This window comes from Sphingopyxis macrogoltabida (genome assembly GCF_001307295.1).
Lineage (GTDB): Bacteria > Pseudomonadota > Alphaproteobacteria > Sphingomonadales > Sphingomonadaceae > Sphingopyxis > Sphingopyxis macrogoltabida_B.
In genome coordinates, this window is the sequence record NZ_CP012700.1 from 3,624,960 (window position 1) to 3,649,898 (window position 24,939).

The window sequence follows — 24,939 nt, forward strand, 5'->3', positions numbered from 1 at the left end:
CCGCGGGTCAACAGTCGCGCACCTTCAATCAGGGCCAGAACCGGACCGACTGGCGAGAAAGGATGCGCCATGGACGATGACGACATTCGCCGCCGCCGCGACGATGCGCTCGCGGCACTGACCCGAGAGCCGCTCGACCCGTTGTCGGTCGACGAACTCGACGAGCGCGTCGCGCTGCTCGAAGCCGAGATCGAGCGCGTCAAGGCGCACAAGGCGGCGGCGGCAAGCCACAAGGCGGTCGCCGAGGCGCTGTTCAAGAAGGGGTGACGTCCGGTTTCGGGCGGAAGATGCCGTTCCCACTTTCGTCACCCCGGACTTGATCCGGGATCCATGACTTCAGCGCCCAGTGGATCCCGGATCAAGTCCGGAATGACGAAGTTATGAATGCGACCGCCCGCTGGCGTTCATTCGCCGGGGCTATTTCCCCGCCTTGTCACTCACGGCCTTGATCACCAGCGCCTTGTCGTCGACGAGATAGCGCCGGGCGAGCGCCTGCAATTGCGCCGGCTTCGCGGCCGCGACTTCGGCGATGCCGCCCCGGCTGCGGTCCAACCGCGCGGCGTGGGTCGCCGCTTCGGTGACATAGGGCAGCCAATAGGCATTTTCGCGCCGCGCCTTGGTCATCGCCTCGACCAGCGGCTTGCGCGCGCGGTCGAGAAGATCGGCATCGACGGGGGCATCGCGCAGTTCCTTCGCGATGGCGAAGATCGCGGCGCGCGTCGTCGCAATGTCCTTGTAATCGATGTTGCTGGCGGCGAGCAGGAAGCCATAGCCCGGATAGTCGCTCGACAGGCTGGCCGCGGCGCCGGGGCTGTAGCTTTCGCCGAGCTTCTCGCGCAATTCCTCGGTCAGTTTCAGCTGCATCACCCGCGACAGGAGGCTCAGCTGCATCGCCTCGGCGAGGTCGCTGTCGTCGCGCGCCGGCCAGTAGACGCGCAGTTCGGCCTGCTCGGCGGGACCCTTGTGGATCAGCGTCCGTTCGCTGCGGTCGGCCGGATATTGGCGTACGCGCGCATCGTTACGCGGGTCGAACGCAGCGCGGCGTTCGGGCAGCGCGCCGAAGGTCGCGGCGATCGCGTCGATCGCCGCCTGTTCGTCGATGTCGCCGACGACACCGATCTCGATCGCCCCGTGCGCGAGGCTGTCGCCCATCGCCGCCTTGAGCCCGGCCCAGTCGAGCGCCATCACCTTGGCGAGCGGCGGCGTCACCTCGCGCGGATCGTCGTTCGCGAGGATGCCCCCCGCGTCGCGCGCGATCACCGCCGACGGCGTCGCATCGTTCGCGGCATATTGCTGCGGCAGGAAGCGGCGGATCAACGCGAGCCCGTCGGCGCGATAGCCGGGATGGGTGAGGAAGGCCGCCATCAGCTTTGCCTGCAGCGCGAAATCGTCGGGCGAGGTCAGCGCGCTGCCCCCGAAGGCATCGGTATCGCTGCCGAAGGCCGGGCTCACCGTCTTGCCGGCGAGGATCGTGCGCAGTTCGTCGACGCTGTGCGCCTCGAGCCCGCCGAGGCTGATCGATCCCGCCAGCGCGACCTTGGTCGGATCGTCCTTCGTCGCCAGCAGTTCGCCGCCGTCGACGCGCAGCGACAGATAGACCTTGTCCTTCTGGAAATCGGTCTTCTTGATGTTGAGCATGACATTGTTGGCGAAGCGGACGCGGCGAATGCCGAGGTCGTCGATCCGGTCGTCGGCGACGACCTTTCCGGGCGTGCCGAAATCGTCATAGGCGAAAGCACTGCTCGCGGCTTCGGACGGCGCCGCGACAGCGACCTGCTGCGACGCCCGCAATTCGGCGAGGATCGCGGGGGTGCCGCCCTCGACCGGCTTTTTCGAGGTCACGTGCGCGAGCGGCGCGCTCAGCCCTTCGACGCGCTTGCGGAAGGCGGCGCTGACCGCCGCGGCGTCGAGCGACGGCGCGGTCGCGTCGAACAGCGCCTGCGTCGTTTCCGGGCGGACGACGACGAAATCGCCCTCGGCGGCCGACAGGAGGACGTCGGCCATCGTCTCGCTGCGCCGGGTCGTCACCCCGGCGACCGCATTCTTGAGCGCGGTGCGGCGGATTGCGAGCTGTTCGTCGACCTCGGCCTGCGTGAAGCCATGCTCCACGGCGCGGCGCAATTCCTGTTCGACGAGCGCGAGCGCTTCCTTCCACGCGCCTTCCTTGGCAACCGCACCGACGGTAACCTGATCGAAGACCTTCCAGCCCGCCGCTTCGCTGAAATAGCCGGCAAGGATCGGCGAATCCTCGTTGAGCGCGATCTTGGCGAGGCGGCGGCTGACGATCGCCTCGCCCACCTCCTCGGCAAGGGTCTTGGCGCGCTTCGCCTTGGTGTCGGGTTCCTGCACCCAAGGCTTGAATGCGGTGACGGTCACCGCGTCCTGGATCGCGGGATCGACGAAATCGTCGGCCGCCGACGGCCGCTTGTAATCGACCGTGCCGATATCGGGGTCCGGCCCGGCGGGTCCGCGGCCTTTCCAGTCGGCGAAGCGCGCCTTAATCTTCGCTTCGACCGCCGCCGGATCGAAATCGCCGACCATGACCAGCGTCGCGCGCTCGGGGCGGTAATAGCGGTCGTAAATATCGCGGATGCGCGCCGCGGGGGCGGTCCTGATCACCTCTTCGGTGCCGACCGGGATGCGGCTCGCAACCCGCATGCCCTCCATCTGGAAACCGAGCTGGTCGATCAGGCTACGCAGTTGATAGGTATCGCGCGCGCGGCGTTCGGACAGGATGATCCCGCGTTCGCGGTCGACCGCTGCGGGGTCGATCGTCACTTCGCTCGCGGTCTCGCGCATCAGCATCAGCCCGGTGTCGATCAGGTCGTCGGTCGCATTGGGCAGATCGAGCTTGTAGACCGTATCGTCGAAGCCGGTCACGGCGTTGGTGTCGGCGCCGAAGGCCAGCCCCTTGCGTTCGAGCAGCTTGACCATCTCGCCCTCGGGGACGTTGGTCGATCCGTTGAACACCATATGCTCGAGGAAATGGGCGAGCCCGCGCTGGTCGTCGGCCTCGGCAAAGCTGCCGACGTCGAAGCGCATGCGCAGGACGACGCTGTCCTTCGGCGTGCTGTTCTTCAGCAGCGCATATTTCATCCCGTTGGGCAGCACGCCGAAGACGATGTTCGGATCGACCGGCACGTCGCTCGCCGCGAAGTTCCATGCTTTTGCGGCGTCGGTCTGCGGATTGACCGTTGCGCTGGCCGGGGCGGTCGCGACGGGCTGCCAGGCCAGCGCGGCAGGCGCGGAAACGGCAAGGAGGGCAAGGGGCGACAGGGCGGTCGAAGCGCGCCGGACGAAGGACGATGTCATGCCCCTGTGTGACCACGCCGCGCCGGGCGGTCAAGCCGCGGTCAGGCGATGTGCTGGACGCTTTCGACAGACGACATGGGATCGTGATCGGCCGCCTTGGCTGCGTAAAGCGCGCGGTCGGCGACCTCGAACAATTTCTTCGCGGTCTTGCCGTCGCCCGGCCAGGCGGCGACGCCGATGCTCGCGCCGACGCGGATCGCCTGACCCTCGATATGATAGGGCGCCGCGAGCGCCGCGAGAATATGGTCGGCGATCGATGTGTTCATGAGCAGCGACCCCGCCGGGACGAGGATGGCGAACTCGTCGCCGCCCTGCCGCGCCACCGCTGCATGGTCCCCGCACGCGCGGCGCAGGCGCACTGCGACTTCGCAGAGCAGCAGGTCGCCCGCCGCATGACCGTGGCGGTCGTTGACGGGTTTGAATCCGTCGAGATCGAGCAGCGCGATGGCAAAGGGACTGCCCGGGCTCGCTGCGGCGATTTCCTCGTCGAGCCGCAGGTCGAATTCGCGGCGGTTCGACAGGCCGGTGAGCGGGTCGGTATGGGCAAGCTCGCGCATCTGGCGCTGCAGTTCGAGGAGGTCGATAAGCTGCCCGTGCTGCTGGATCATCATCCGGAGCAGGAACAAGGTCGCGACGACAAGGCTGGTCCCTGCGCCGATCTCTGCCGGGTTGCCCGACAACAGCATGAGCAGCGAGATCGGGACGAGGCCGATCGACAGGTTGACGAAGGTCGCGAGACGGATCGACGACAGGCAATAAGCGGTCGCAAGCGACCCCATCGCCATGATCATCGCATAATAGCTGTGCGCTTCGGGCGGTGCAGCGAACCAGTTGATCACCGTCCAGATGCTGCACATCGCGCCCATCAATCCCGACAGCCAAGTCGATTCCTTAACCACCCGGCGGGCGCGGCGCGGGCTCATCTTGCGGCCGCGATTGTGCATCAGGACGCCGAAGCCGAGCAAGCAGACGACCGCGAGAATCACCGGAAAACCGATGCGGATGACGGGATGAACGCTCGCGACGCCGGCATAGATGGCGGTCGGCGTCGTCGCCGCAAGCATCAGAAAGAGCATCGGGGTCAGCGTTTCGACGCGATAGGCGCGCAGCATCGCGACATCGTCGCGGATTGCCTCCGGAACCGGCGGGAAGAACCGCCGCTGTATCGATTGAAAGACCCCCGTCATGGAAGGGGGATAGCGGGTCAGGGGTAAAACATCGGTTAAGGAAGGAAGCGTCGACTTTTCCTCCGCTTGGCAGTGCTTTCCCCACAGATGGCTCGCGAAATATTAACCATGTTGGGGCACCTCCGCAGGCCTTATCGCAGGAGCCCAGCCCATGTCCTTTGTGTCGCCTTCGCTGACCCCGTCTTCGCCCGCCCCGTCGCCTGCCCCATCGCCTGCCCAGGTATCGCCGTTGCCATCGGCGAGCCCCAGCCTGCCGCAGAACGATACGCCCGCCGAACAGGCTGCACGCGCCGCGCAACTCGCCGCGTCGCAGACTGTCTATGTCTGGACCACCGACGTCCCGACGCTGCCCGGCGTGCCGCTCGCCACCGACGTGCCGAAGAACGACGAACCGACGATCGCCTGGTTCGGCATCTTGATCGGCGTCGGCCTCGCGATCGTGCGCAATGCGCTGACGGTGAAGCTCGGCGGCGTCGACCGGGGCGAACTCGACACACCGCGCGCCGAATATGAAACCGCGCTCGCCGAGTGCGACGCGATCAAACTATCGACCGCGAAGATCGTCGCCGAACATGGCGTTCACAACGGCGGCGATATCTTCGAACGCATCGTCGGCGACGTGGAAAATGCCGTAGCCGCGGCCGAGCGCGACGTGCATCTCGCTTTGCTTCAGGGATATAAGGAACGGCTCGAGGTGCTGATGAAGGTCGATGAGGCCGAGGTCGCAGGGCTGGGCAGCAGGACGCCGCGCAGCCTCGACGCGTATCGCGCGCTGTTCGCCACCCTGCCGGTGCCGGGCATCAGCTATATGTTTCAGGACGACCGGGAATTTGCCCGCCTGCGCGTGCAGGGCCCGAACTGCATGCTGATCGCGGCGGTCGACGGGACGCTGCCCGCTAATTTCCCGCTGAGCGAAAAGGCCTATGCCGCGGTGGTGAATGGCGACACGCTGGCCGCCGCACTCGCCGACGGCCGCCTGTTCATGCTCGATTACAAGCCGCTCGCGGTCCTCGACCCCGGCACCTATGGCGGCGAGGCCAAATATGTCTCGCAGCCGATGGCGCTGTTCGCTGTACCGCCGGGCGGCGCGTCGCTCATCCCCGTCGCAATCCAGTGTGGTCAGGACCCCGCCGACGGTCCGATTTTCACGCCGTCGCCGGCGGCCGACAGGCAATGGGGCTGGGAAATGGCGAAATTCGCCGTGCAGGTCGCCGACGGCAATTATCACGAGCTCTTCACCCATCTGGCGCGCACCCATCTGGTGATCGAGGCGTTCGCGGTCGCGACGCACCGCCATCTTGCCGAGGCGCATCCGGTGTGGGCGCTGCTCGTCCCGCATTTCGAGGGGACATTGTTCATCAACGACCAGGCGGCGACCTCGCTGATCGCGGCGAACGGCCCGATCGACCATATTTTCGCGGGGACGATCGCGTCGAGCCAGCTTGCCGCGGTCGATGCGCGGCTGGCGTTCGATTTCCGGGGCAAGATGCCGCACGCCGATTTTGCCGCGCGGGGCGTCGGGGTCGATTCGGCGCTCGCCGACTATCCGTATCGCGACGACGCGCTGTTGGTATGGGACGCGGTCCACGAATGGGCGCGGCAATATGTCGACCTTTATTATAAGGGCGACGCCGATATCGTTGCCGATACCGAACTGGCGGCATGGGCCGCGTGCCTTGCAGGCGAAGCGAAGGTCGGCGGGCTCGGTCCGGTGACGACGCGCAACCAACTCGCTGAAATCTGCGCGATGGTGATGTTCACCGCCAGCGCGCAGCATGCGGCGGTCAATTTCCCGCAAAAGGACATCATGGCCTTCGCCCCCGCGGTGACAGGCGCAGCGTGGCAACCGGCGCCGAACGGCCAGCGCGGGCATGACAAGACGGGCTGGCTCGCGATGATGCCGCCGATGGCCCTCGCGCTCGAACAATTGAACGTGCTCGAACTGCTGGGATCGGTGCGTTACCGCCCGCTCGGCGATTATCGCAGCAACGCCTTTCCCTATCCGCAGTGGTTCCAGGATCCGCGCGTCACTGCGGCGGAGGGCCCGCTCGCATGGTTCAAGGCGGCGCTTGCCGACGTCGAGGCGGAAATCGTCGCGCGCAATGCCGGGCGGATGCAGCCTTATCCCTATCTGCAGCCGAGCCTGATCCCGACGAGCATCAATATCTGACCGGACGGGAGAAAACCAAACCCGTTCGTGTCGAGCGAACGGGAAAGATGTGCTGAGCTAAGGCTCAGCTACCCTTTTTCTTGCGGTGGCTTTCGAGGTCGAGCACGGCATTTTCGCTGCCCTCGGGCAGCAGGCCAAGCCGGCGCGCGACTTCCTGATAGGCTTCGACCTCGCCGCCGAGGTCGCGGCGGAAGCGGTCCTTGTCGAGCTTTTCGTTCGTCGTCATGTCCCACAGGCGGCAGCCGTCGGGGCTGATCTCGTCGGCGAGGATGATGCGGCTGAAGTCGCCTTCGTAAAGCCGACCGAACTCGAGCTTGAAATCGACGAGGCGGATGCCGACCGCGGCGAACATGCCCGACATGAAGTCGTTGATGCGGATCGCCATGTCCTGGATGTCGTGAAGCTCGTCCTGGCTGCACCAGTTGAAGCAGGCGATATGCTCTTCGGCGACGAGCGGATCGCCGAGGGCGTCGTCCTTGTAGCAATATTCGATCAGCGTGCGGGGAAGCTGCGTCCCCTCCTCGATGCCGAGCCGCTTCGACAGCGTGCCCGCCGCGACGTTGCGCACGATCACTTCGATCGGCACGATCTCGACCTGCCGGATCAGCTGTTCGCGCATGTTCAGGCGGCGGATGAAGTGGGTTGGGACGCCGATATTGCCGAGCAGCGTGAAGACATGCTCCGAAATCCGGTTGTTGAGCACGCCCTTGCCGTTGATCGTGCCGCGCTTTTGCGCGTTGAACGCGGTCGCATCGTCCTTGAAATACTGGATCAGCGTGCCGGGTTCGGGGCCTTCGTAAAGGATCTTGGCCTTGCCTTCATAGATCTGGCGGCGACGGGACATGGGCGCGGACTTTCTGTCGGAACCAAAAGAATGACCCCGGCAAGCGACTCAGTGGGAGGCGCGGCGCCGGGGCGGTCGGGCGGCCTATAGCGACAAAGGTCGCGCACGTCATCCCCGGCGTAGAGCACCCCTTCTCCCATCCGAAGAGGGAGGATTTACATCTTTACGCTTACGTAAACTAGAGCTTGCCTTCGGCCGCTTGGCTTGCGACCATGGTGGCAACTACAAGGAGAGAAACATGAGCTACGACCAGATTCGCCTCGACAAGCACGAGGGTATCGCGCTGCTGACGCTGTACCGGCCCGAGCGGATGAACGCGTTCACCGGCGAGATGATGGCCGAGATCATCGCGGCGCTCGACGACTGCGACGCCGACGACGGCGTGCGGGCGGTGATCTTCACCGGCCATGGCGAAAAGGCCTATTGCGCGGGCGCGGATCTGGGCGCGGGCGCCGCGACCTTCGACTATGACAAACATGGCGACGGATCGGACAGCCCGGTCGCGGCCGACGGCACGATCGACTGGTCGCACCCGCTGGTCCGCGACGGCGGCGGCCGCGTGTCGATGCGCATCTTCGAGGCGAAGAAGCCGGTGCTCGGCGCAATCAACGGCGCTGCGGTCGGCATCGGCGCGACGATGACGCTGTCGATGGATGCGCGGCTGGCGAGCGATACCGCACGCTACGGTTTCGTCTTCGCACGCCGCGATATCGTGCCCGAAGCGGCGTCGAGCTGGTTCCTGCCGCGCCTCGTCGGCATCCAGACCGCCGTCGACTGGTGCTATTCGGGCCGGCTGATCCCCGCCGCCGAGGCGCATGAAAAGCGCCTCGTCCAGTCGGTGCACGCGCCCGGCGAACTGATCGACGCCGCGATCGCCAAGGCGCGCGAATATACCGCCGACAGCGCGCCGGTATCGGTCGCGCTGACGCGGCACATGATGTGGCGGATGCTCGGTGCGCCGCACCCGATGAGCGCGCATCGCTGGGACAGCCGGGTGATCTTTTCGCGGGGGCGCAGCCCCGACGCCGCCGAAGGCGTCACCAGCTTCCTCGAAAAGCGCGCCCCCAATTTCACCGCCAGCGTCGCGAACGACTATCCGGCGTTCGCCGAGTTCGAGGATGCGCCGCCTTACGGGTGATCGCCGCCCGCACTTCAACGAAAGGCCCGCCGCATGCCGGAGCATGGGCGGGCCGAAAGGGACTGCTGCTATCGCTTAACGCAGGCCCGAGAAACGGATGTCCTGCACGCGGCCATAACGGATGTCGCAGCTGAACTTGCCCTTGTCGTAATAGCCGCCGCGACCCCAGCGGCCGCCGTAGCCGTCGCGGACAACGACGCGGCCCTTGATCTTGTAACCGTCGCGCTTGCGATCGATACCGGTCACCTCGGTCACGTCGGTGCGGCCGTAACGGCTGCTGCCGCGTTCGACCGCGCTGACGCACTGGCTGACCGCGCTGCGGCTGTTGCCATAGCGGTTATAGTCATAACCATAGCCATAGCGCGGGTCGTTATAGCCGCCGCGGTAACGGTCGTTATAGCGGTCATTGTAACGATCGTAGCGATCATAGCGGTCGTTGTCGCCGCTCGACAGGATCGCGGCGAGGCCGCCGATCACGACGGCGCCGGCGATGATTTCGCCCGCGCTGATGCCGTCGCGGTCATAGCGGTCGCGCGCGGCGGCGGGTGCGGCGCTCATCAGCATCGCACCGGCGGTGGCCGCACCAATCGCGGCCTTGGTCAATTTGGTCATAGCCATGGTTCGGTCTCCTCAAGCGCAGGCGGCATCGTTGCAGCCTGTTGATTCGCTTTTACCGCGGCGGGGGTGACACCGTGCTGAACCCCCCACTTATCTGCGGTTCAGACTCGGTTTCGCTGGCGTTCAGCTTCAAAGAGAAGGGCCCCGCCACCGGGTGGAGGCGGGGCCCCTTGTGGCGATAGCCGGAAACGGCCGGGTCAGCCGAAACTGACGTCGACGACGCGGCCGTTGCGGTAGCTGCAGCCGAAGCTGCGCGTCTCGCCGCCGAGCCGCGAAGCGGTGCCGGTGACGTACCAGCCGCCATCGCTCGGTTCGGTGCTGCCGATGCTGTCGACGCGGGCGTCGGCGCCCATTTCGCCCTCGACCGCCCAGCTGCACGCGTCTGCGGCGCGCGCCTCGGCCTCGCCGCGCCCATAGGCGCCGGGCTGTGCCTCGCCCTGGTTCTCGGGCTCGTAGCGCGGGACTTCGCGATAGTCGTCGTCGCGGTAAGGCGGATCGTAACGGTCGTCGCGGCGGTCGGCCTTGTTCTTGCTCGCGGCGCCCGCGATGGCAGCAATAGCGCCAATCACGAACAGCCCGCCCAACACTTCGCCGGTGCTGATCCGGTCGCGGTCGCGGTGGCCCCAGCCCCCATGGCGGCTGCGTGCTTCGGCGGGCACGGCGCTGAAGCCGACCGAGGTGATAACGACCGCGGCGGCGGCAGCGAGGCTGGTCAATTTACGCATAGCGGGAAACTCCCCACAGCACGGGCAACGACAGTCGGCCCGCAATCGCCCTCGTCTTTAGGCCCACGATGCTGTCGCGCCGGTGAACCGCCCCGCACGCGCGACAGGCCGACGCGGACAGCAAAAGGCCCGCCTTCCTTGCGGAGGGCGGGCCCATAACCGTTAGGTGACCAGACCTTCGGGTATATCAGCAGACGCAGCGCGGCTTGGGCCGGGGTTTCCACTTTTTCTTTGCGACGTAGCGCTTCCGCACCGGGACATTCTCATAATAGGTGCGGGTCGAGGTCTCGACCGTTTCGGTCACGACCGGCGCGCCGTTGGTGATCACCGTCGTCACCACCACGCCCGGCGTGTAATAGCCATAAGGCGCGCCATAATAGCCGTAGCCGCCCTGCTGGTAGACGGTGGTGCCGCCCTGATAATAGCCGCCGGGATAGGGGGCGCCCTGATAATAGCCGCCCTGCGCATAACCGCCGCGGCTGGCCCACCATTCCTCGCATTTCTTGCGGTCGGCCGCATTGCCGATCGCGCCGCCGGCGATCGCGCCGATCCCGCCGCCGATCAACGTGCCCGCGGTGCGGTCGCCGCGTCCGGCTATGCGGTTGCCGGCGATGCCCCCCACGATGCCGCCGACAACCGCGCCGCCCACCGTGCCCCCCCGGCCACAGCGGCGTTCCATATCGGCGTCGTAGCGGCCGTCGTAGCCGCGGCGATCGTCGCCGTCATAATAGGGATCGTAGGGCGGCGGGGCATAGCTGGTGCCCGCACCCTCGACCGTACCCTCGTAACGGCCGTCATAGCGGCGGCCGTCGGGGGCTTCGTAGGTGCCGTCCCAGGTTCCGGTCCAGCGCCCTTCGGCGTCATAGGTCCCATTGACCTGCCGATAGTCGCCGCCGCCGCGATAATCCACTTCGCCCGGCACGCGGTCGGGATAGCCGGTGTAGACGCGCGTATCGGGTGCCGCAGGCATGCCATAGTCGAGCGTCGGGCGCGGATCGCCGGCGAATGCGGGCGCTGCCATCAGCATCGAACCCGCCGCAGCCCCCAGGATGAAAATGGTGCGCATGCTAAACTCCCTGCTTCCGTCGGTCGCGCCGGCGCGGCGACAACCAATTGGTTAACAGCTTGTTAGCAAAAATGGCCGGGACGGGCGAATCCGTTAACCCTGACTTATCTGTCCCGATTTGGGGCGGATTCACCGATGACGGGCCTTGCGCAATGGCACGATAGAAGCGGCAAGGTCGAGACTAGGAGCCACCGTTCCGAACTGCCGAAAACGAGCGACGAAGGAAATATCCGGTCTCGGCCGTTTGCTGCCATTTGTTTCCTCGTCACCCTGAACTTGTTTCAGGGCCCATGACCTGCCGTTTCCTTCGGCGCAGCGCTAGCCGAGAGTGCTGGCCATGGATGCTGAAACAAGTTCAGCATGACGAACTTTATAGGCAGCTCACCACTCCAATGCCGACATTGCCGTGGGTCGATTGACGGTCAGACCTTCGGGGCCAGCGCCGCTGCGATGCGCGCGACGAGCGCCTCGGCGCCCGACTGGTCGTCGGCGGTGAAGCGGCCGGGAATCGGGCTGTCGAGGTCGAGCACCCCGACCAGCCGGTCGCGCGCGACGATCGGCACGACCAGCTCGCTGCGACTCGCGGCGTCGCACGCGATATGGCCGGGGAAGGCATGGACGTCGTCGACGCGCTGTGTGGCGCGCAGCCGGGCCGCGGCGCCGCACACGCCCTTGTCGAGCGGGATGCGGATGCACGCCGCCTTGCCCTGAAACGGCCCGAGGACGAGTTCCTGTCCGTCGAAGCGATAGAAGCCCGCCCAGTTGAGATCGGGGATCGCCTGCCAGATCAGCGCCGCGATATTCGCCATGTTGGCGATGGTGTCGGGCTCGCCCGCGACCAGCGCCTCGGCGGCGTCGGCCGCCTCGGCCCAGCGCGCGTCGGCCTCGGTCGCGGTGAAGGAAAGGGCATAGGACATCGGCGGTTCTTTCCGGTCAAGCGGCGCAGCGGGGGACGGCGACCGGCAGTGCCAGCGCATTGCCGCGCCAGCTCAACCGGAAGACGATATATTGGGCGTCATGGTCCGAAAGGCGAGGACCATTTTTGCCGTCGAACAAGGTCGCGACCGCCAGCGGTTCGATACGAAGCGCGTCGGAACTGCGAAAGCCGAGGAGGTCGTAAGCATCGATCCACGCTTTTGCGTCGGTCATCGGCGCCGCGCGCGCGCGCAGGCCCGACCCCTTGGCGGCAAGCCGGAATGCCGGGTCGTTCGCGAAGCGGCCGATCCGGTCCCCGGCGCGATAATTGTTGAAATCGCCCGCGGCGATCATCGCACCGTCGCCGCCGAGCGCGTGCAGCAGCGCGTCATTCTCGCGCGTCTGCATTGCATGCGCGGCTTCGGCGCGCGCGATGCTCACCCCCGATGGCTCGCGCGAATTGCGGTGGGTGTTGAAGATGGTCAGCGGGGCGGGCGCACCGGGGACCGCGAGATGGACGATCATGCCGCCCTTGTTGGACAGGCAGTCGTAGCCGGCGCAGCTATCGGCGTAAAAGGCATCGCTGGCATAAGCGGGCAGCGGCCGCTCGCGCGTCCCCTCGAGAAATGGCAGGTCGGTCGCGATATAGAGGCCGCTGTCGAGCCATTTGCCGATGCCCTCGCCTTTCCACCACCGGCCGCCTTCGGCATGTCCCGCAGGCGGTATGGGAATCGGCATATGGCGCGGTCGATCGACCGCCGGACCGGGAAGGATCGAGCGATAGTCCGCGACGCCGCCGATTCGCGAAGCCGCGGGGATAAAAGCCTTGTGCAGGATCAATATGTCGGGGCCGAGCCCCGCCGCCCGCCGCTTCGCGATCCAGTCGGCGATGCGGGCCAGCTTGGGATCGCGCCCGCTGCGGATCGGCCAGGGCAGACCCTCGACGTTCCAGAGCAGCACGCTGAGCCGCACCGCCTTCCGCCCGTCGGCGAGCGTTTCGACCGGCGGCTGCCTGGCGGGTTCATAGCAGTCGGCGCGCCGCTCGACACGCGCGAGCTTGCCGTTCGGCAGCACGGCCCACACCGCAACCGTCAGCCCGAGCAGGGCGACCGCGGCGATGGCGAGCCAGCGCGCTATTCTACGTCGAGGCCAGTCCATCGGGCGGCAAAGGCATATTTGTCGGCGGCTTCGGCGATGATCTTGTCGGTCGGCTTGCCCGACCCGTGACCGGCGCGCGTTTCGATGCGGATGAGGTGCGGCTTGCCGCCCGCCCGCGCATGCTGGAGCGCGGCGGCATATTTGAAGCTGTGTCCCGGCACGACGCGATCGTCGGTGTCGGCGGTGGTCACGAGCACCGCCGGATAGACCTTGCCGTCGCGGATATTATGATAGGGCGAATAGGCGAGGAGGTTGCGGAAGTCGGCCTCCTTCGACGGAAAACCATAATCGTCGGTCCAGTAGCGCCCGGCGGTGAAGCGGTCGAAGCGCAGCATGTCCATCACCCCGACGGCGGGAAGCGCGGCGGCGAACAGGTCGGGACGCTGGTTGGTCACCGCAGCGACGAGCAGGCCGCCGTTCGACCCGCCCTCGATCGCCAGCTGTCCCTTGCCGGTAATCCCCTCGGCGATCAGATATTCGCCCGCGGCGACGAAATCGTCGAAGACATTCTGTTTCTTGTCGAGCCGCCCGGCATCGTGCCACGCCTTGCCATATTCGCCGCCGCCGCGCAGGTTGGCGATCGCGAGCACCCCGCCCTTGTCGACCCACGCGAGCCGGGTGGGCGAAAAGGCCGGGGTCATCGACACGTTGAAGCCGCCGTAGCCATAGAGAATGGTCGGCGATCCCTTGGTCCGGTCGAGGCCCTTCTTCATCACGAGGAACATCGGCACCTCGGTTCCGTCCTTCGAGGTGTAGAAGCGCTGCTCGACGGTGAAATCGGCGGGTTTGAAGGTCAGCTTCGGCTCGGCGAAAATCTCGGTCAGTCCCGTCACCGTGTCGAGCCGGTAGATTGTCGTCGGCCGCGCGTAGCTGGAAAAGGCGTAGAAGGTTTCGGCGTCGGTCGACTTGCCGCCAAAGCCCGACGCCGACCCGATGTCGGCAAGGTTGATGTTCGCAACCCGCCGGCCGTCGAGCGCGACCATCCGCGCCTCCGATTTGGCGTCGCCGAGATAAGAGAGGATAATGCGGTCGCCGACGCGCGAAGCACCGACGAGCGTGCCCTCCTCTTCGCCGACGAGTTCGGTCAGCACGCCGGGCTGGCGGATGTCCATCGACACGAGCCGCTGGCGCGGCGCTCCCTTGTTCGTGAGGAAGGTGAAACGCGTGCCGCTGTTGGTCACATATTCCCAATTATTTTCGTAATCGCCGACCAGCAGCTTCGGTTTCGCGCCCGCCTTGCCCGTCCGGTACAGCGTCAGGCTGTAACGTTCGTCGGTACCCGTCGAACCCGTCACCAGCAGATATTTGCCGTCGTCGGAGACCACCGCCCGGTTGCTCAGCTCCGGCTGGCCGGGCGTCGCGTGGATCAGCCGGTCGGCGTCCTGCGGCGTGCCGAGACGGTGGAAATAGACCGCGTGATTTTCGTTGAGCGACTGGAAGGCTTCGCCCGCTTTCGGGGCGGGAAAGCGCGAATAGTAAAAGCCGCTGCCATCCTTCGCCCAGTCGAGCGCCGAAAATTTCACCCAGCGGATCTCGTCGGGCAGGTCCTGCCCGGTCGCGACATCCTTGACCCGCACGATGCGCCAGTCGGTGCCGCCGTCCTGCACCGAATAAAGCAGGTGCCGGCCGTCTTCCGAAGGCACCCATTCTGCGAGCGCCGTCGCGCCGTCCTTTGCCCAGCCATTGGGGTCGATCAGCTCCCTGCCCTCGCCCTTCAGCCCTTCGCGGACGTAAAGCACCGATTGCGGCTGCAGCCCGTCGTTGCGGGTGTAGAAATAGCGTGTGCCGGCACGCCTCGGCAGGCCGAAGCGTTCGTAATTATAGAGTTCGGTCATCCGCCTCGCGAACGCATCGCGGCCGGGCAGCGTGCCCAGATAGGCGTCGGTCACCCTGTTCTGCGCCGCCACCCACGCCGCGACCTTCGGGTTGACGCGGACGTCGTCCTCCAGCCAGCGATAGGGATCGGCGACATCGACGCCGAACTGCGGGTCGACGATATTGTCGCGCGCGGTATCGGGATAGGCCAGCGCCGGCGCGGACGCCGCCATGTCGCCCGCCGCCTCTGCCGTCACGGGAGTCATCATCAGCGCGGCCAGCGCCAGCGGTGCCGAGACGGGTCTGCGGGACATGGCAAGGCGATCCTCATTCTTCGGGTCATGGTCGGGAGCTCAATGTAAGGACGGACAAGGCGGCGGCAAGGGGATTTGCGCCGCAGGCGGGCAGGATCATGCGGGTTCGAGCGTGCCCTGATAGGCGACGATCAAGCCAATCATGGGCAGCGAAATCTCGACATGAAAACGGAATTTCCCGTCGCTTTCGCTCTCGAAGCTCGTCCCGCGGGGGAGCAGGAAGCGCGGCATCGGGATGCCGAATGCCGACCAGCGGCGCGGCACCAGATACAGCCGGCCGTGCTCGGCGACGAGCGCCATGGCGAAGGCCAGCGGCCCGAAACGCTCGACCAGCAAATAGGCGTTGCGACCGGTGCCGGCGGACTGGAGCGAAGCGAAGCTGCGGCCCCCGAAGTCGCGCGTCCAGCGCTCGGCATCGCCTTCGGGTGTGAAGCGGACGGCGACGGGCACGCGCGTCGCGGCCTCGGGAAAGCCGAAGAGCGCCGCGACGAGGCGCGCGAGCGGCCCCCGCCCGCGGCGAACCTCGGCCTCGCCGCGCCATTCGCGTGCCTCGTGCCTGTCGTGCAACGCCTGCACCCGCGGCGGCAGCCCGTCGAACGCCGAACCGAGCAGGTGGCGGTAAAGCGGCGCACCGGAATCGTCGCTGCGAAAGCCGCTGTGGATCGACCGGCCGGCAAACAGATTGTCATAGTCGGCCAGATCGAGCGCCCCGACGCTCGACCGCGCACCCGCCGCCGGCCGCTCGCCGGCGAGCAGCTTGCGGACGATCGCCTCGATCGCCATCGACGGAATGTAAGGGCCATCGTCGCCTTCGGCCAACAGATGCCAGCTCCGCTCGACCGCCTTGCCGTCGGCGACGCCGCGGGCGCGGATGAACATGCCGCCGCGATGCTCGCCGAATTTCATCCAGTTGAGGATGGTGTAGAAGAGGCGCGAGAAGGGCAGCAGCGACGGCAGGCGGAACCGCGCCCGCGCCTTGGCCAGCAGGTTGAGGATGCGGTGCAAAATCTCGGGCACCGGCCCCGCGCCCATCCAGATGTCGGCGATAGCCGGATAGGCGCTCGGCAGGACGAGCAGGTCGGGCACGTCGACCAGCGAGAAATGGATGTTCCTGAGCGGCAGGCGCCCGGGCACCGCGACGGTGAAGCGCAGGCTTTCGGCAAGCCCGATGCCATGGGTATCCCGGCCGCCGCGCCGCAGCCTCACCGGTGCGCCGGCATAGCCAACGACGGCGCGCATGACGTTGAGCCCGATGCCGGCGAAGGGCGACGGGGCGATACCGCCGTCGACACTGCGGATGTCCATCGTCTTCGCCATTTCGGCGAGCACGGCCGCGGTCAGCGCCGGAAAGCTGCTGACCCCCGACAGGACGAACACCCCCGCCGCCTGCGCCGCCGCATCGAAACGGTCGATGCCGAAAACGAAATCGGCGGCATCGGCGAAATCGAGATAATCGACACCCGCCGCGATGCACGCCTCGACGACGCCGTAACGATCGGCGCCATAATCCTGGAACGGCCCCGATGCGTCGACGACCAGGTCGGGTTTGCGAATCACGAGGGCCTCGTCGATCGCGCGCCGGTCGAGCTGGCAGGGTATCGCGCGCGGGTGGCCGCGATAGCGGGCGCAAAAATCTTTGGCGCGCGCGAGGTCGCGGCCGCAGATCAGCAGTTCGATATCGGAGCGGTCGGACAATAGCTCGGTCAGCCGCCCGCCGAAAACGCCATAGCCGCCGAGAATCAGGATTTTCATCGTCACAATATGCGGTTCCTATATTCGGGCGGCGCGACCCAGCAGCTATCGCGCCGGCCGAACAGGCGATAGCGATGGCGCGCGACCCAGCGATATACGCCATCGCGGATTCTCGCCGGAACGAGGCGCAGCACCCCGGCCAGCCGCCACGGAAAGCCGAGCTGCTCGTAGATGAAAAGTACGGCATCGCTGTCGCGCCGGACGCGCGCGCCATCGACGACGAGCAGGCTGACCGGATCGGCGGGATCGATGCCATGGCGGCGGCAGATTTCGGCACCGATGCCGGTCTGCACCGACGCCAGCCGGAAACGCGCGGCGCGGTCGCGGCGCAGGACGAGGCGGGCATTGGCGCAGCAGAGGACGCATTCGGCATCGAACAGGATGACGGGCCCCTGCGGCGCGGGATCCTCGGGCTCAACCATCGCGGAACAACCCATGCTGGTTCACCAGTTCGCCGAAGCGGCGATGCACGACCGTGAGGTCGAAGGCGAAGCGGCCGCTGCCGAGATGCTGATGCGTCACGACGGTCGTCCCGGGCGCCAGCCATGACGGAAAGCGCAGCCGCAGCCGCCCCGCCTGCCAGAAATAATGGTCGGAGGTGAAGACCAGCGCATCGCCTTCGGCCTGCACCGTCAGCGCCATGCCGAAGCCGCCGCCGATATGTTCCTCGAGCCCCGTCGGCCCCGCGAAGCGCTTGGCGCTGTGGATCACCTGCGGGTTGCCGCGCCTGCGGCCATAGAGGCGCGTCCATATCTGTCCGCCGCTCGCGCGGTCCTCGCTCACCACCACCGCTGCCGGCGCCGGGCCGCTGGCGGCCGTCGGCAGCGGCGCGCCGATCAGCCGGCAGAGCTGCGCGAGCAGCCAGCCCGCCCCAGACAACCGCGTCCAGACGATCTCTCCGCTGTAGGTCGCGGTCGCCCGCCCGGCGAGGCGCTTGGAAAAGCGGCGGCGCACGTCGGCGGGCAGCGCGTCCCACGCGTCGGCGGCGACCAGCCGGCGGAAGCGGTCGTGATGCGGCGCGGCTTCGCCAACGGGCGCCGGAACGGCGACGGCTGCCGGCGTCTCGCCTCGCTCGATCGTCCGCCCGTGCATCGCCCTTCTCCTACCCCGCGTCCTTCGCCTTGCCCGGCCGCCAGTTGAGTAACTTGGTCACCCCGGCGCCGAGCTTGATCAGCCGCATCAGCGCGGGTTTCGGGACACCCAGCATCTCGTCGTGCCAGCGGCTCATCGTCGTCACGAAATCGAGCATGTCGGACAGCCGCGCTTTCGCACCCGCACTCAGGCCGGGGTCATGTTCGGCGCGCGCGACGCAGGCCCGGAGAGCCGCCTCGGCGGGATCGACTTCGCGCGCCTTGCGGCCGGCGGCGATCCGCGTCACCATTTCCCAGATGTCGGTCTCGGCCGCGAAATGGTCGCGGCGGTCGCCAAGGACGGGCACGCGGTGGATCAGCCGCCAGCCAAGCAGTTCCTTGATCGAGTTCGACACGTTCGACCGCGCCAGACCGAGCAGGTCGGCGATCTCCTCGGCGTGCAGAGGCCGGTCCGAGACGAAGAGCAAGGCATGGATCTGGGCGACCGAACGGTTGACGCCCCATTGTCCGCCGAGGTTGCCCCAATGGAGAATGAACTCGGTTGCGGCCGGAGACAGTTGCGCCGTTCCTTCGTTAATTTCTGTCATAACAGAAATATCGGATAAAACAGGTTTGGAGTCAAGCGGGCGCGCGTCCGTTGTCCGGCCGCGCCTTTGCGTGTCGCTATTGACGATAGGACGTGGCCACGAAAGGCCATCGGGGACGCTCGTTGAAACGTGGTAGGTGCGGCGACCGCTGTCTTTAGACCTCGATGATGATCCGCACTTTTTCCGGCGTCGTGCCGGCAATGCGCGCGATTTCCTCGCGGCTTTGCGCGAGCTTTTCGTGCAACTGTCCTGTCGGGCCGCTGGTCAGCAGCTCGGCGGTCGAAAGGCTGAGCAGCGCGGCGATGGCACGAATCCGGCTGACCTTGGGCCGCGACCGATCCTGTTCCCAGCTGCACACCGCGGCGGTGCTCACCGAAAGCGCGATCGCGAATTCGGACTGGGTAATACCCCTTTCGCTGCGCAGCCGCCGCAGGCGGGCGCCGAAACTTTCAACAGAAATATCCTAGCGTCGAACCTGATCCATCGCCTCGTGATGACAGAATTTTTAGCGGATGAGAATCATTATTAATTATACTTAAGTTAATTTTGCTTTGTTTTCAATTCGAAACGATGCAAATGCGCTGCCGAGCGCGTGCTCCTGTCAAGCCAACGCACGAAAAAGGGCGGCGATCCTTGCGGACGCCGCCCTTGATTCGATTCGGGACCGGAAGCTTAGGCGGCTTCGGCCTCGTCATACTGCTCGACCGGACCCGAGTCCTGACCCTTGGCATCGACGTCGCGGTCGACGAATTCGATGATCGCCATCGGCGCCGCGTCCGAAGCGCGGATGCCGGCCTTGATGACGCGCGTGTAACCGCCGTTGCGGTCCTTGTAACGCTCGGCCAGAACGTCGAACAGCTTCTTGAGCTGCGTGTCGTCGAGCAGGCGGCTGTTGGCGAGACGACGGTTGGCAAGCCCGCCGCGCTTGGCGAGCGTGACCAGCTTTTCGACATAGGGACGCAGTTCCTTCGCCTTGGCGAGAGTCGTCGTGATCTGCTCATGCTTGATGAGCGAAGCCGACATGTTGCGGAACAGGGCCGTGCGGTGCGCGCTCGTGCGCTGCAGCTTCCGGCCACCCGATTTATGACGCATGTTTCTTTCCTTCGTTCGTTAAGGGCCCGTGTGAGGTAGCCCAGACCAGGTCGATTGCGGGCCGACCCTTCCCGTTGGTGGCCCCGGCCGAAGCCGGGGCGCAAGATCAGCCGAGAAGTTCCTGTTCGAGCTTCTTGGCCATTTCCTCGATGTTCTCGGGCGGCCATCCGGGGATGTCCATGCCGAGGCGCAGACCCATCGACGACAGCACTTCCTTGATTTCGTTCAGGGACTTGCGGCCGAAGTTCGGGGTGCGGAGCATTTCCGCTTCGGTCTTCTGGACCAGATCGCCGATGTAGATGATGTTGTCGTTCTTGAGGCAGTTGGCACTGCGGACCGACAGTTCGAGCTCGTCGACCTTCTTGAGCAGGAAGCGGTTGAGCTGGTTGACGTCCGATTCGTCGGCGGTGGTCGACGGCGCGGCCATCCCGATCATGCCGCTGTCGTTCATCGCTTCTTCGAAGTGGACGAAGACCTGGAGCTGGTCCTGAAGGATGCGCGCGGCGTAAGCGACGGCGTCTTCCGGGGTCACCGTGCCGTCGGTTTCGACGGTCAGGTTCAGCTTGTCATAGTCGAGCTCCTGACCGATGCGGGCATTGTCGACCTTGTAGGCGACCTGACGCACCGGCGAGTAGAGCGAATCGACCGGGATCAGGCCGATCGGCGCGTCGGCCGGGCGGTTGGCGGTCGCGGGGACATAGCCCTTGCCGGTGTCGGCGACGAGTTCCATGTTCAGCGTCGCGCCATCGTCCAGATGGCAGATGACATGATTCGGGTTCATCACCTTGATGTCGCCCGACACCATGATGTCGCCGGCCTTGACGGTCGCAGGACCGGTGGCCGAAAGCTGGAGCCGCTTCGGGCCTTCGCCTTCCATCTTGAGCGCGATCTGCTTCACGTTGAGGACGATGTCGGTAACGTCTTCACGCACGCCGGCCAGGCTCGAGAATTCGTGCAGCACGTTCTCGATCTTGATCGACGTGATCGCCGCACCCTGGAGCGACGAGAGCAGCACGCGGCGCAGCGCGTTGCCGAGCGTCAGCCCGAAGCCGCGCTCGAGCGGCTCGGCGACGAAGGTCGCCTTGCGCTTGCCGTCGCTGCCAGCCTTGATTTCCAGGTTGCTGGGCTTCTTCAATTCCTGCCAGTTCCGGATATTGACAGTCATGGACTTCCCTTTGCTTTGAGCGGGACGAGTGGCACCAGCCACCTGTCCAGCGAGGATTTTGTGCGGGCGGCGCTCCGGCGGAGCGCGCCCGAAGAGACGTCAGACGCGGCGGCGCTTGGCCGGGCGGACGCCATTGTGCGGGATCGGCGTCACGTCGCGGATTGACGTGATGTGGAAACCGACCGCCTGCAGCGCGCGGAGCGCCGATTCGCGGCCGGCGCCGGGACCCTTGACCTCGACTTCGAGGGTACGGACGCCATGTTCGGCGGCCTTCTTGCCGGCGTCTTCGGCGCACACCTGGGCGGCGTACGGGGTCGACTTGCGGCTGCCCTTGAAGCCCATCATGCCGGCGCTCGACCAGGCAATCGCATTGCCCTGCGCGTCGGTGATGGTGATCATCGTGTTGTTGAAGGTCGCGTTGACGTGGGCCACACCCGACGAGATATTCTTGCGTTCGCGCCGACGAAGACGCTGCGGTTCACGAGCCATGATATATTCCTAACCTAATCCTGAATGGCCGGCGGTGGGCACTGGGCCGCTGCCCCGGCAGGGAAAGCAAGGAAGCGCGCCGGAAGGGCGCGCTCGACCTTACTTCTTCTTGCCGGCGATCGGCTTGGCCTTGCCCTTGCGGGTGCGCGCATTGGTGTGCGTGCGCTGGCCACGAACCGGCAGGCCCTTGCGATGGCGCAGGCCGCGATAGCAGGCGAGGTCCATCAGGCGCTTGATGTTCATCGCCGTGTTGCGGCGAAGATCACCCTCGACCGTGTGATCGGCGTCGATCGCTTCGCGGATCTGCAGCACTTCGGCGTCGCTGAGGTCCTGGACGCGACGCGTGTGGTCGATGCCCAGCTTGTCGGCGATGTCGACGGCGGTCTTGCGGCCGATGCCGTGGATGTAGGTGAGCGCGATGATCACGCGCTTGTTGGTGGGCAGGTTGACGCCCGCAATACGTGCCATTTATTCTTTCTCCTGCTCCACAGGGCGCGCTGGCAATCGGCCCCATCTCAAAGCGTCTGATTTCCAACGCAAAAAACGGACCACGATGCGCAGGCGCGCTTCGCCGTCCGGTCAAGATGTCGGAATGGATGGGCAATTAGGGTGAGTCGGGCAGATTGTCAAGCAGAGTGCGGCGGATCGGACCTGCCGATCGCTGCTCAGGATGGCGATGTAAGAGCCACCGCACGATCGTGCAAGCGCTCCACGACAGCCTGGTGGATTCCGGGGGCGCAGGCGATCACACCGAAGGCCTGCGCGCGCGGAGTATTGAAGATAAGCGGCTGGCCGAACGCGTCTGTCACCGTCCCGCCCGCCTCGGCGACGATCAGCGCCGCCGCCGCGACGTCCCACTCGAACCCCCAGCGCAGGGTCGCGACCAGATCGGCGCGGTCGTCGGCGACCAGCGCCATGCGCAGCGCGATGCTGTTCGGCTTGGTGACCATGACGAGGTCGCGGTCGATCTTGGGCAGGCTGTCGGCGGGGACGCGGGCGCCATCGAAACTCGTGCGGCGGCTTGCCTGCAACGGCTCGCCGTTGAGCAGCGCGCCCTTGCCGCGTTGCGCAACCCATAACTCGTCGAGCGCCGGGGCATAGAGTACGCCCAGCTCGACCGCACCGTCGACGACGAGCGCGACCGACACCGCCCAGCCCGGACGGCCGCGGATGAAATCGCGGGTGCCGTCGATCGGGTCGACGCACCACATCGCACGGCACGACAGGCGGTCGGCGCTGTCGGCGGTTTCCTCCGACAGCCAGCCGGCTTCGGGCACCATCGCGCCGAGCACGGCCTTCAGCCGCGCATCGACGGCCAGGTCGACATCGCTGACCGGATTGTCATGCGACTTGTTCCAGACATTGACCACCTGCCCCTCGCCGCGCCAGCGCGCCATCGCCATGTCGCCGACCTCGCGCGTCGCGGCGATCACCGCCTCGAGATTGCGACCCGGCACCCGCCGCTTGCCTAGCTGCTCGCGACGGTCATGCCGTCGATGCGCAGGGTGGGAACGTTGGTACCATGGCGGAACACCAGGTCGTCGGCGGGAATGAGCGCGGCGAACATGTCGACGAGATTCCCCGCGACGGTGAATTCGGCGATCGGCCCGGCGATCTCGCCATCGCGAATAACGAACCCCGACGCGCCGCGGCTATAGTCGCCGGTCACGGGATTGACCCCCTGCCCGATCAGTTCGGTGAGGTAAACGCCGGTCTTGATGTCGGCGATCAGCGCCGCGGGCGACTGTGCGCCGGGCGCGAGATGCAGGTTGCTCGCGCTCACCCCCGATGCGCCGCCGCCGCGGCTCGCGTGGCCGGTGGGTTCGAGGCCGAGCTGCTTCGCCGAGGCGGTGTCGAGCAGCCAGCCGGTGATCTTGCCGCCAGTCACGATATCGCGCGCTGCGGTCGGCAGGCCTTCGCCGTCGAAGGCACGGCTGCGCAGACCCCGCGGCCGGTGCGGCTCGTCACGGATGACGATGCCGCTGTCGAACAGCATGCGGTCTTCCTTGCCGAGCAGGAAGCTGGTTCCGCGCGCGATCGCGGGACCAGCGATCGCGCCGAGCAGATGGCCGACGATGCTGCTGCCGATGCGCGGATCGATGACGACCGGGACCTTGCCGACCGGCGCCTTGCCGGGATTGAGACGCGCGACGGCGCGGGTGCCGGCGCGCGCGCCGATCTCCGCAGCACTTTCGAGATCGCCCAGATAATGCGCGCTATGCCAGCCATAGTCGCGCTGCATGCTCGCGCCCTCGCCGGCGATGACGCTCGCCGACAGGCTGTGCCCGCTCGATCCATAGCCGCCAACGAAGCCGTGGCTGGTCGCCAGCGCAAAGCGGGTGCGGCTGTGGCTTGCGGTGCCGCCTTCGCTGTTGGTGACGCCGGTAACGCCGCGCGCGGCCTCTTCGACCGCCAGCGCCGCTTCGCGCAGCGCCTGCGGATCGGCCTCGCTGCCGTCGTCGAGATCGAGGTCGGGCGCCGGGCCGCGCAGCAGCCGGTCCTGCGGCGCGAGGCCGGCATAGGGATCCTCGGGCGCCTCGCGCGCCATCGCGACGCAGCGCTCGACCAGCTTGGCAAGTTCGCCTGCATCCATGTCGGCGGTCGACACGCTGGCGCTGCGCTGGCCGACGAAGACGCGGAGCGCAATATCCTGCCCTTCGGAGCGTTCGACATCCTCGAGCGCGCCGAGCCGCATCGAGACCGAGGTCGCGGCGTTGCAATAATAGAGAGCGTCAGCGGCGTCGGCGCCGGCTTTGGTCGCGGCGTCGCACATCATCTGCGCGCGGTCGAGGGCTTCGGCAACAGTCAGCATGGCCGCGCCCTATACGGCGCAGGCGTGGGCGTCAAAATCTATGTCTCCAATCTTCGTCACCCCGTACTTGATGCGGGGTCCACGGCTCCAGCGCTGGAATAGATCCCGGATCAAGTCCGGGATGACGAGGGAAATGGCTTAGCGCGTGATCGCGGCGATGGCGTCGGTCGCCGCCATCGCGCCGCTGACCCACAGGAAAGGCAGCGTCAGTGCGGCGACCCACATGCGGCGCACATCGCGGCGAAAGCGCGCGTGCAGGCCCCAGCTGGCGAGCGCCTGGCGGCTGAGATGATACCAGCGCCGCTCGGTCGAGCGGGCGACGGGAAGCGCGAGCGCAAGCAGCACGACCAGTGCGACGACGATCAGCGCCGAAGGGGCGCCCGCGGCGATCGCGCTCGACACCAGCCAGATCTGCAAGGCGGCAAAGGCGATCAGCGCGGCGGCAGTGTGCAATGTCATTCGGCGTCCGAGGCTGCGCGCAGGAGGCACGCTAGCCGATGAGCGCCGGAACAGGCGCGGTCCGAATGTCGATGCCATTATCAGCCTCCCCGGCCGGCGATTCCCAGAAACGCCAAGTTTTCAGCCAAATATTACCTCGTCAAGACAGGCTGCCAGCGAAACGTTAATTTTTGCACTCGGTTCACCCCGGATTCGCAACAAAAGTGCGCCGGGCTGCAAAAAACGGCGGC

24 protein-coding genes are annotated in these 24,939 nt (G+C 66.4%); 3 read left to right on the top strand and 21 right to left on the bottom strand.

Features of this window, described 5'->3' with window-relative positions:
• Positions 1 to 69: 69 nt before the first annotated feature.
• Complete coding sequence (locus tag AN936_RS16875; protein WP_054589125.1) at positions 70 to 267, top strand: DUF1192 family protein; 198 nt, start codon at positions 70 to 72, stop codon at positions 265 to 267.
• Between the two features lie 150 nt (positions 268 to 417).
• Here AN936_RS16875 and AN936_RS16880 read toward each other — a convergent pair whose 3' ends face one another.
• Together AN936_RS16880 and AN936_RS16885 are read right to left on the bottom strand one after the other, a co-directional pair.
• Positions 418 to 3,312: a M16 family metallopeptidase gene (locus tag AN936_RS16880; RefSeq protein ID WP_054589126.1), complete on the bottom strand. Its 2,895-nt coding sequence runs from the start codon at positions 3,310 to 3,312 to the stop codon at positions 418 to 420.
• Between the two features lie 41 nt (positions 3,313 to 3,353).
• The gene (locus AN936_RS16885; RefSeq protein ID WP_234715613.1) at positions 3,354 to 4,499 is read right to left on the bottom strand and encodes a GGDEF domain-containing protein; all 1,146 of its coding nucleotides are present in this window, start codon (positions 4,497 to 4,499) and stop codon (positions 3,354 to 3,356) included.
• 151 nt (positions 4,500 to 4,650) lie between these two features.
• Between AN936_RS16885 and AN936_RS16890 the strand changes: the two genes are divergently transcribed.
• Positions 4,651 to 6,669 (top strand): lipoxygenase family protein, encoded by a 2,019-nt coding sequence (locus AN936_RS16890; protein ID WP_054589127.1) that lies wholly within the window; start codon positions 4,651 to 4,653, stop codon positions 6,667 to 6,669.
• Between the two features lie 64 nt (positions 6,670 to 6,733).
• Here the strand turns inward: AN936_RS16890 and purC are convergent, their stop codons facing one another.
• Positions 6,734 to 7,513: a phosphoribosylaminoimidazolesuccinocarboxamide synthase gene (purC, locus tag AN936_RS16895; RefSeq protein WP_054589128.1), complete on the bottom strand. Its 780-nt coding sequence runs from the start codon at positions 7,511 to 7,513 to the stop codon at positions 6,734 to 6,736.
• Positions 7,514 to 7,751: 238 nt separating this feature from the next.
• Here purC and AN936_RS16900 point away from each other — a divergent pair, with 238 nt between their 5' ends.
• Entirely contained in the window at positions 7,752 to 8,651 is a 900-nt protein-coding gene (locus AN936_RS16900) for a crotonase/enoyl-CoA hydratase family protein (protein ID WP_054589129.1), read from the top strand.
• 75 nt (positions 8,652 to 8,726) lie between these two features.
• Here AN936_RS16900 and AN936_RS16905 read toward each other — a convergent pair whose 3' ends face one another.
• From AN936_RS16905 to AN936_RS16990, 18 genes are all read right to left on the bottom strand, one after another.
• Positions 8,727 to 9,269, bottom strand: a complete 543-nt coding sequence (locus tag AN936_RS16905) for a hypothetical protein (protein WP_054589130.1) — start codon at positions 9,267 to 9,269, stop codon at positions 8,727 to 8,729.
• Between the two features lie 197 nt (positions 9,270 to 9,466).
• A complete protein-coding gene (locus AN936_RS16910) occupies positions 9,467 to 9,994 on the bottom strand; it encodes a hypothetical protein (protein ID WP_054589131.1) in 528 nt (175 codons plus the stop codon).
• A gap of 187 nt (positions 9,995 to 10,181) precedes the next feature.
• On the bottom strand, positions 10,182 to 11,060 hold the full coding sequence (locus tag AN936_RS16915) for a glycine zipper domain-containing protein (RefSeq protein ID WP_054589132.1): 879 nt from the start codon (positions 11,058 to 11,060) through the stop codon (positions 10,182 to 10,184).
• Between the two features lie 422 nt (positions 11,061 to 11,482).
• A complete protein-coding gene (locus AN936_RS16920) occupies positions 11,483 to 11,977 on the bottom strand; it encodes a GAF domain-containing protein (RefSeq protein ID WP_054589133.1) in 495 nt (164 codons plus the stop codon).
• 16 nt (positions 11,978 to 11,993) lie between these two features.
• Entirely contained in the window at positions 11,994 to 13,133 is a 1,140-nt protein-coding gene (locus AN936_RS16925) for a hypothetical protein (protein WP_054589134.1), read from the bottom strand.
• Positions 13,109 to 15,262, bottom strand: a complete 2,154-nt coding sequence (locus tag AN936_RS16930; protein WP_084758454.1) for a prolyl oligopeptidase family serine peptidase — start codon at positions 15,260 to 15,262, stop codon at positions 13,109 to 13,111. The genes AN936_RS16925 and AN936_RS16930 overlap by 25 nt, the downstream gene beginning before the upstream one ends.
• A gap of 96 nt (positions 15,263 to 15,358) precedes the next feature.
• The gene (locus tag AN936_RS16935; RefSeq protein ID WP_054589135.1) at positions 15,359 to 17,014 is read right to left on the bottom strand and encodes an SDR family oxidoreductase; all 1,656 of its coding nucleotides are present in this window, start codon (positions 17,012 to 17,014) and stop codon (positions 15,359 to 15,361) included.
• 2 nt (positions 17,015 to 17,016) lie between these two features.
• The gene (locus AN936_RS16940; RefSeq protein WP_054589136.1) at positions 17,017 to 17,436 is read right to left on the bottom strand and encodes a thiol-disulfide oxidoreductase DCC family protein; all 420 of its coding nucleotides are present in this window, start codon (positions 17,434 to 17,436) and stop codon (positions 17,017 to 17,019) included.
• A complete protein-coding gene (locus tag AN936_RS16945) occupies positions 17,429 to 18,106 on the bottom strand; it encodes a DUF4166 domain-containing protein (protein ID WP_054589137.1) in 678 nt (225 codons plus the stop codon). The genes AN936_RS16940 and AN936_RS16945 overlap by 8 nt, the downstream gene beginning before the upstream one ends.
• A 10-nt stretch (positions 18,107 to 18,116) precedes the next feature.
• Entirely contained in the window at positions 18,117 to 18,692 is a 576-nt protein-coding gene (locus AN936_RS16950; protein ID WP_054589138.1) for a GbsR/MarR family transcriptional regulator, read from the bottom strand.
• Between the two features lie 154 nt (positions 18,693 to 18,846).
• Positions 18,847 to 19,152, bottom strand: coding sequence for a helix-turn-helix domain-containing protein (locus AN936_RS16955; protein WP_084758456.1), 306 nt, complete (start codon positions 19,150 to 19,152; stop codon positions 18,847 to 18,849).
• 212 nt (positions 19,153 to 19,364) lie between these two features.
• Positions 19,365 to 19,784: a 50S ribosomal protein L17 gene (rplQ, locus tag AN936_RS16960; RefSeq protein WP_054589140.1), complete on the bottom strand. Its 420-nt coding sequence runs from the start codon at positions 19,782 to 19,784 to the stop codon at positions 19,365 to 19,367.
• 106 nt (positions 19,785 to 19,890) lie between these two features.
• Positions 19,891 to 20,949, bottom strand: coding sequence for a DNA-directed RNA polymerase subunit alpha (locus tag AN936_RS16965; RefSeq protein ID WP_054589141.1), 1,059 nt, complete (start codon positions 20,947 to 20,949; stop codon positions 19,891 to 19,893).
• A gap of 99 nt (positions 20,950 to 21,048) precedes the next feature.
• Complete coding sequence (gene rpsK / locus AN936_RS16970; protein WP_003040416.1) at positions 21,049 to 21,438, bottom strand: 30S ribosomal protein S11; 390 nt, start codon at positions 21,436 to 21,438, stop codon at positions 21,049 to 21,051.
• A gap of 99 nt (positions 21,439 to 21,537) precedes the next feature.
• A complete protein-coding gene (rpsM, locus tag AN936_RS16975; protein ID WP_054589142.1) occupies positions 21,538 to 21,906 on the bottom strand; it encodes a 30S ribosomal protein S13 in 369 nt (122 codons plus the stop codon).
• A 197-nt stretch (positions 21,907 to 22,103) separates the two neighbouring features.
• Complete coding sequence (locus AN936_RS16980) at positions 22,104 to 22,895, bottom strand: inositol monophosphatase family protein (RefSeq protein WP_084758458.1); 792 nt, start codon at positions 22,893 to 22,895, stop codon at positions 22,104 to 22,106.
• Between the two features lie 11 nt (positions 22,896 to 22,906).
• The gene (locus tag AN936_RS16985) at positions 22,907 to 24,250 is read right to left on the bottom strand and encodes a TldD/PmbA family protein (protein WP_054589143.1); all 1,344 of its coding nucleotides are present in this window, start codon (positions 24,248 to 24,250) and stop codon (positions 22,907 to 22,909) included.
• 138 nt (positions 24,251 to 24,388) lie between these two features.
• Positions 24,389 to 24,709, bottom strand: coding sequence for a hypothetical protein (locus AN936_RS16990; RefSeq protein ID WP_234715614.1), 321 nt, complete (start codon positions 24,707 to 24,709; stop codon positions 24,389 to 24,391).
• Positions 24,710 to 24,939 lie beyond the last annotated feature (230 nt).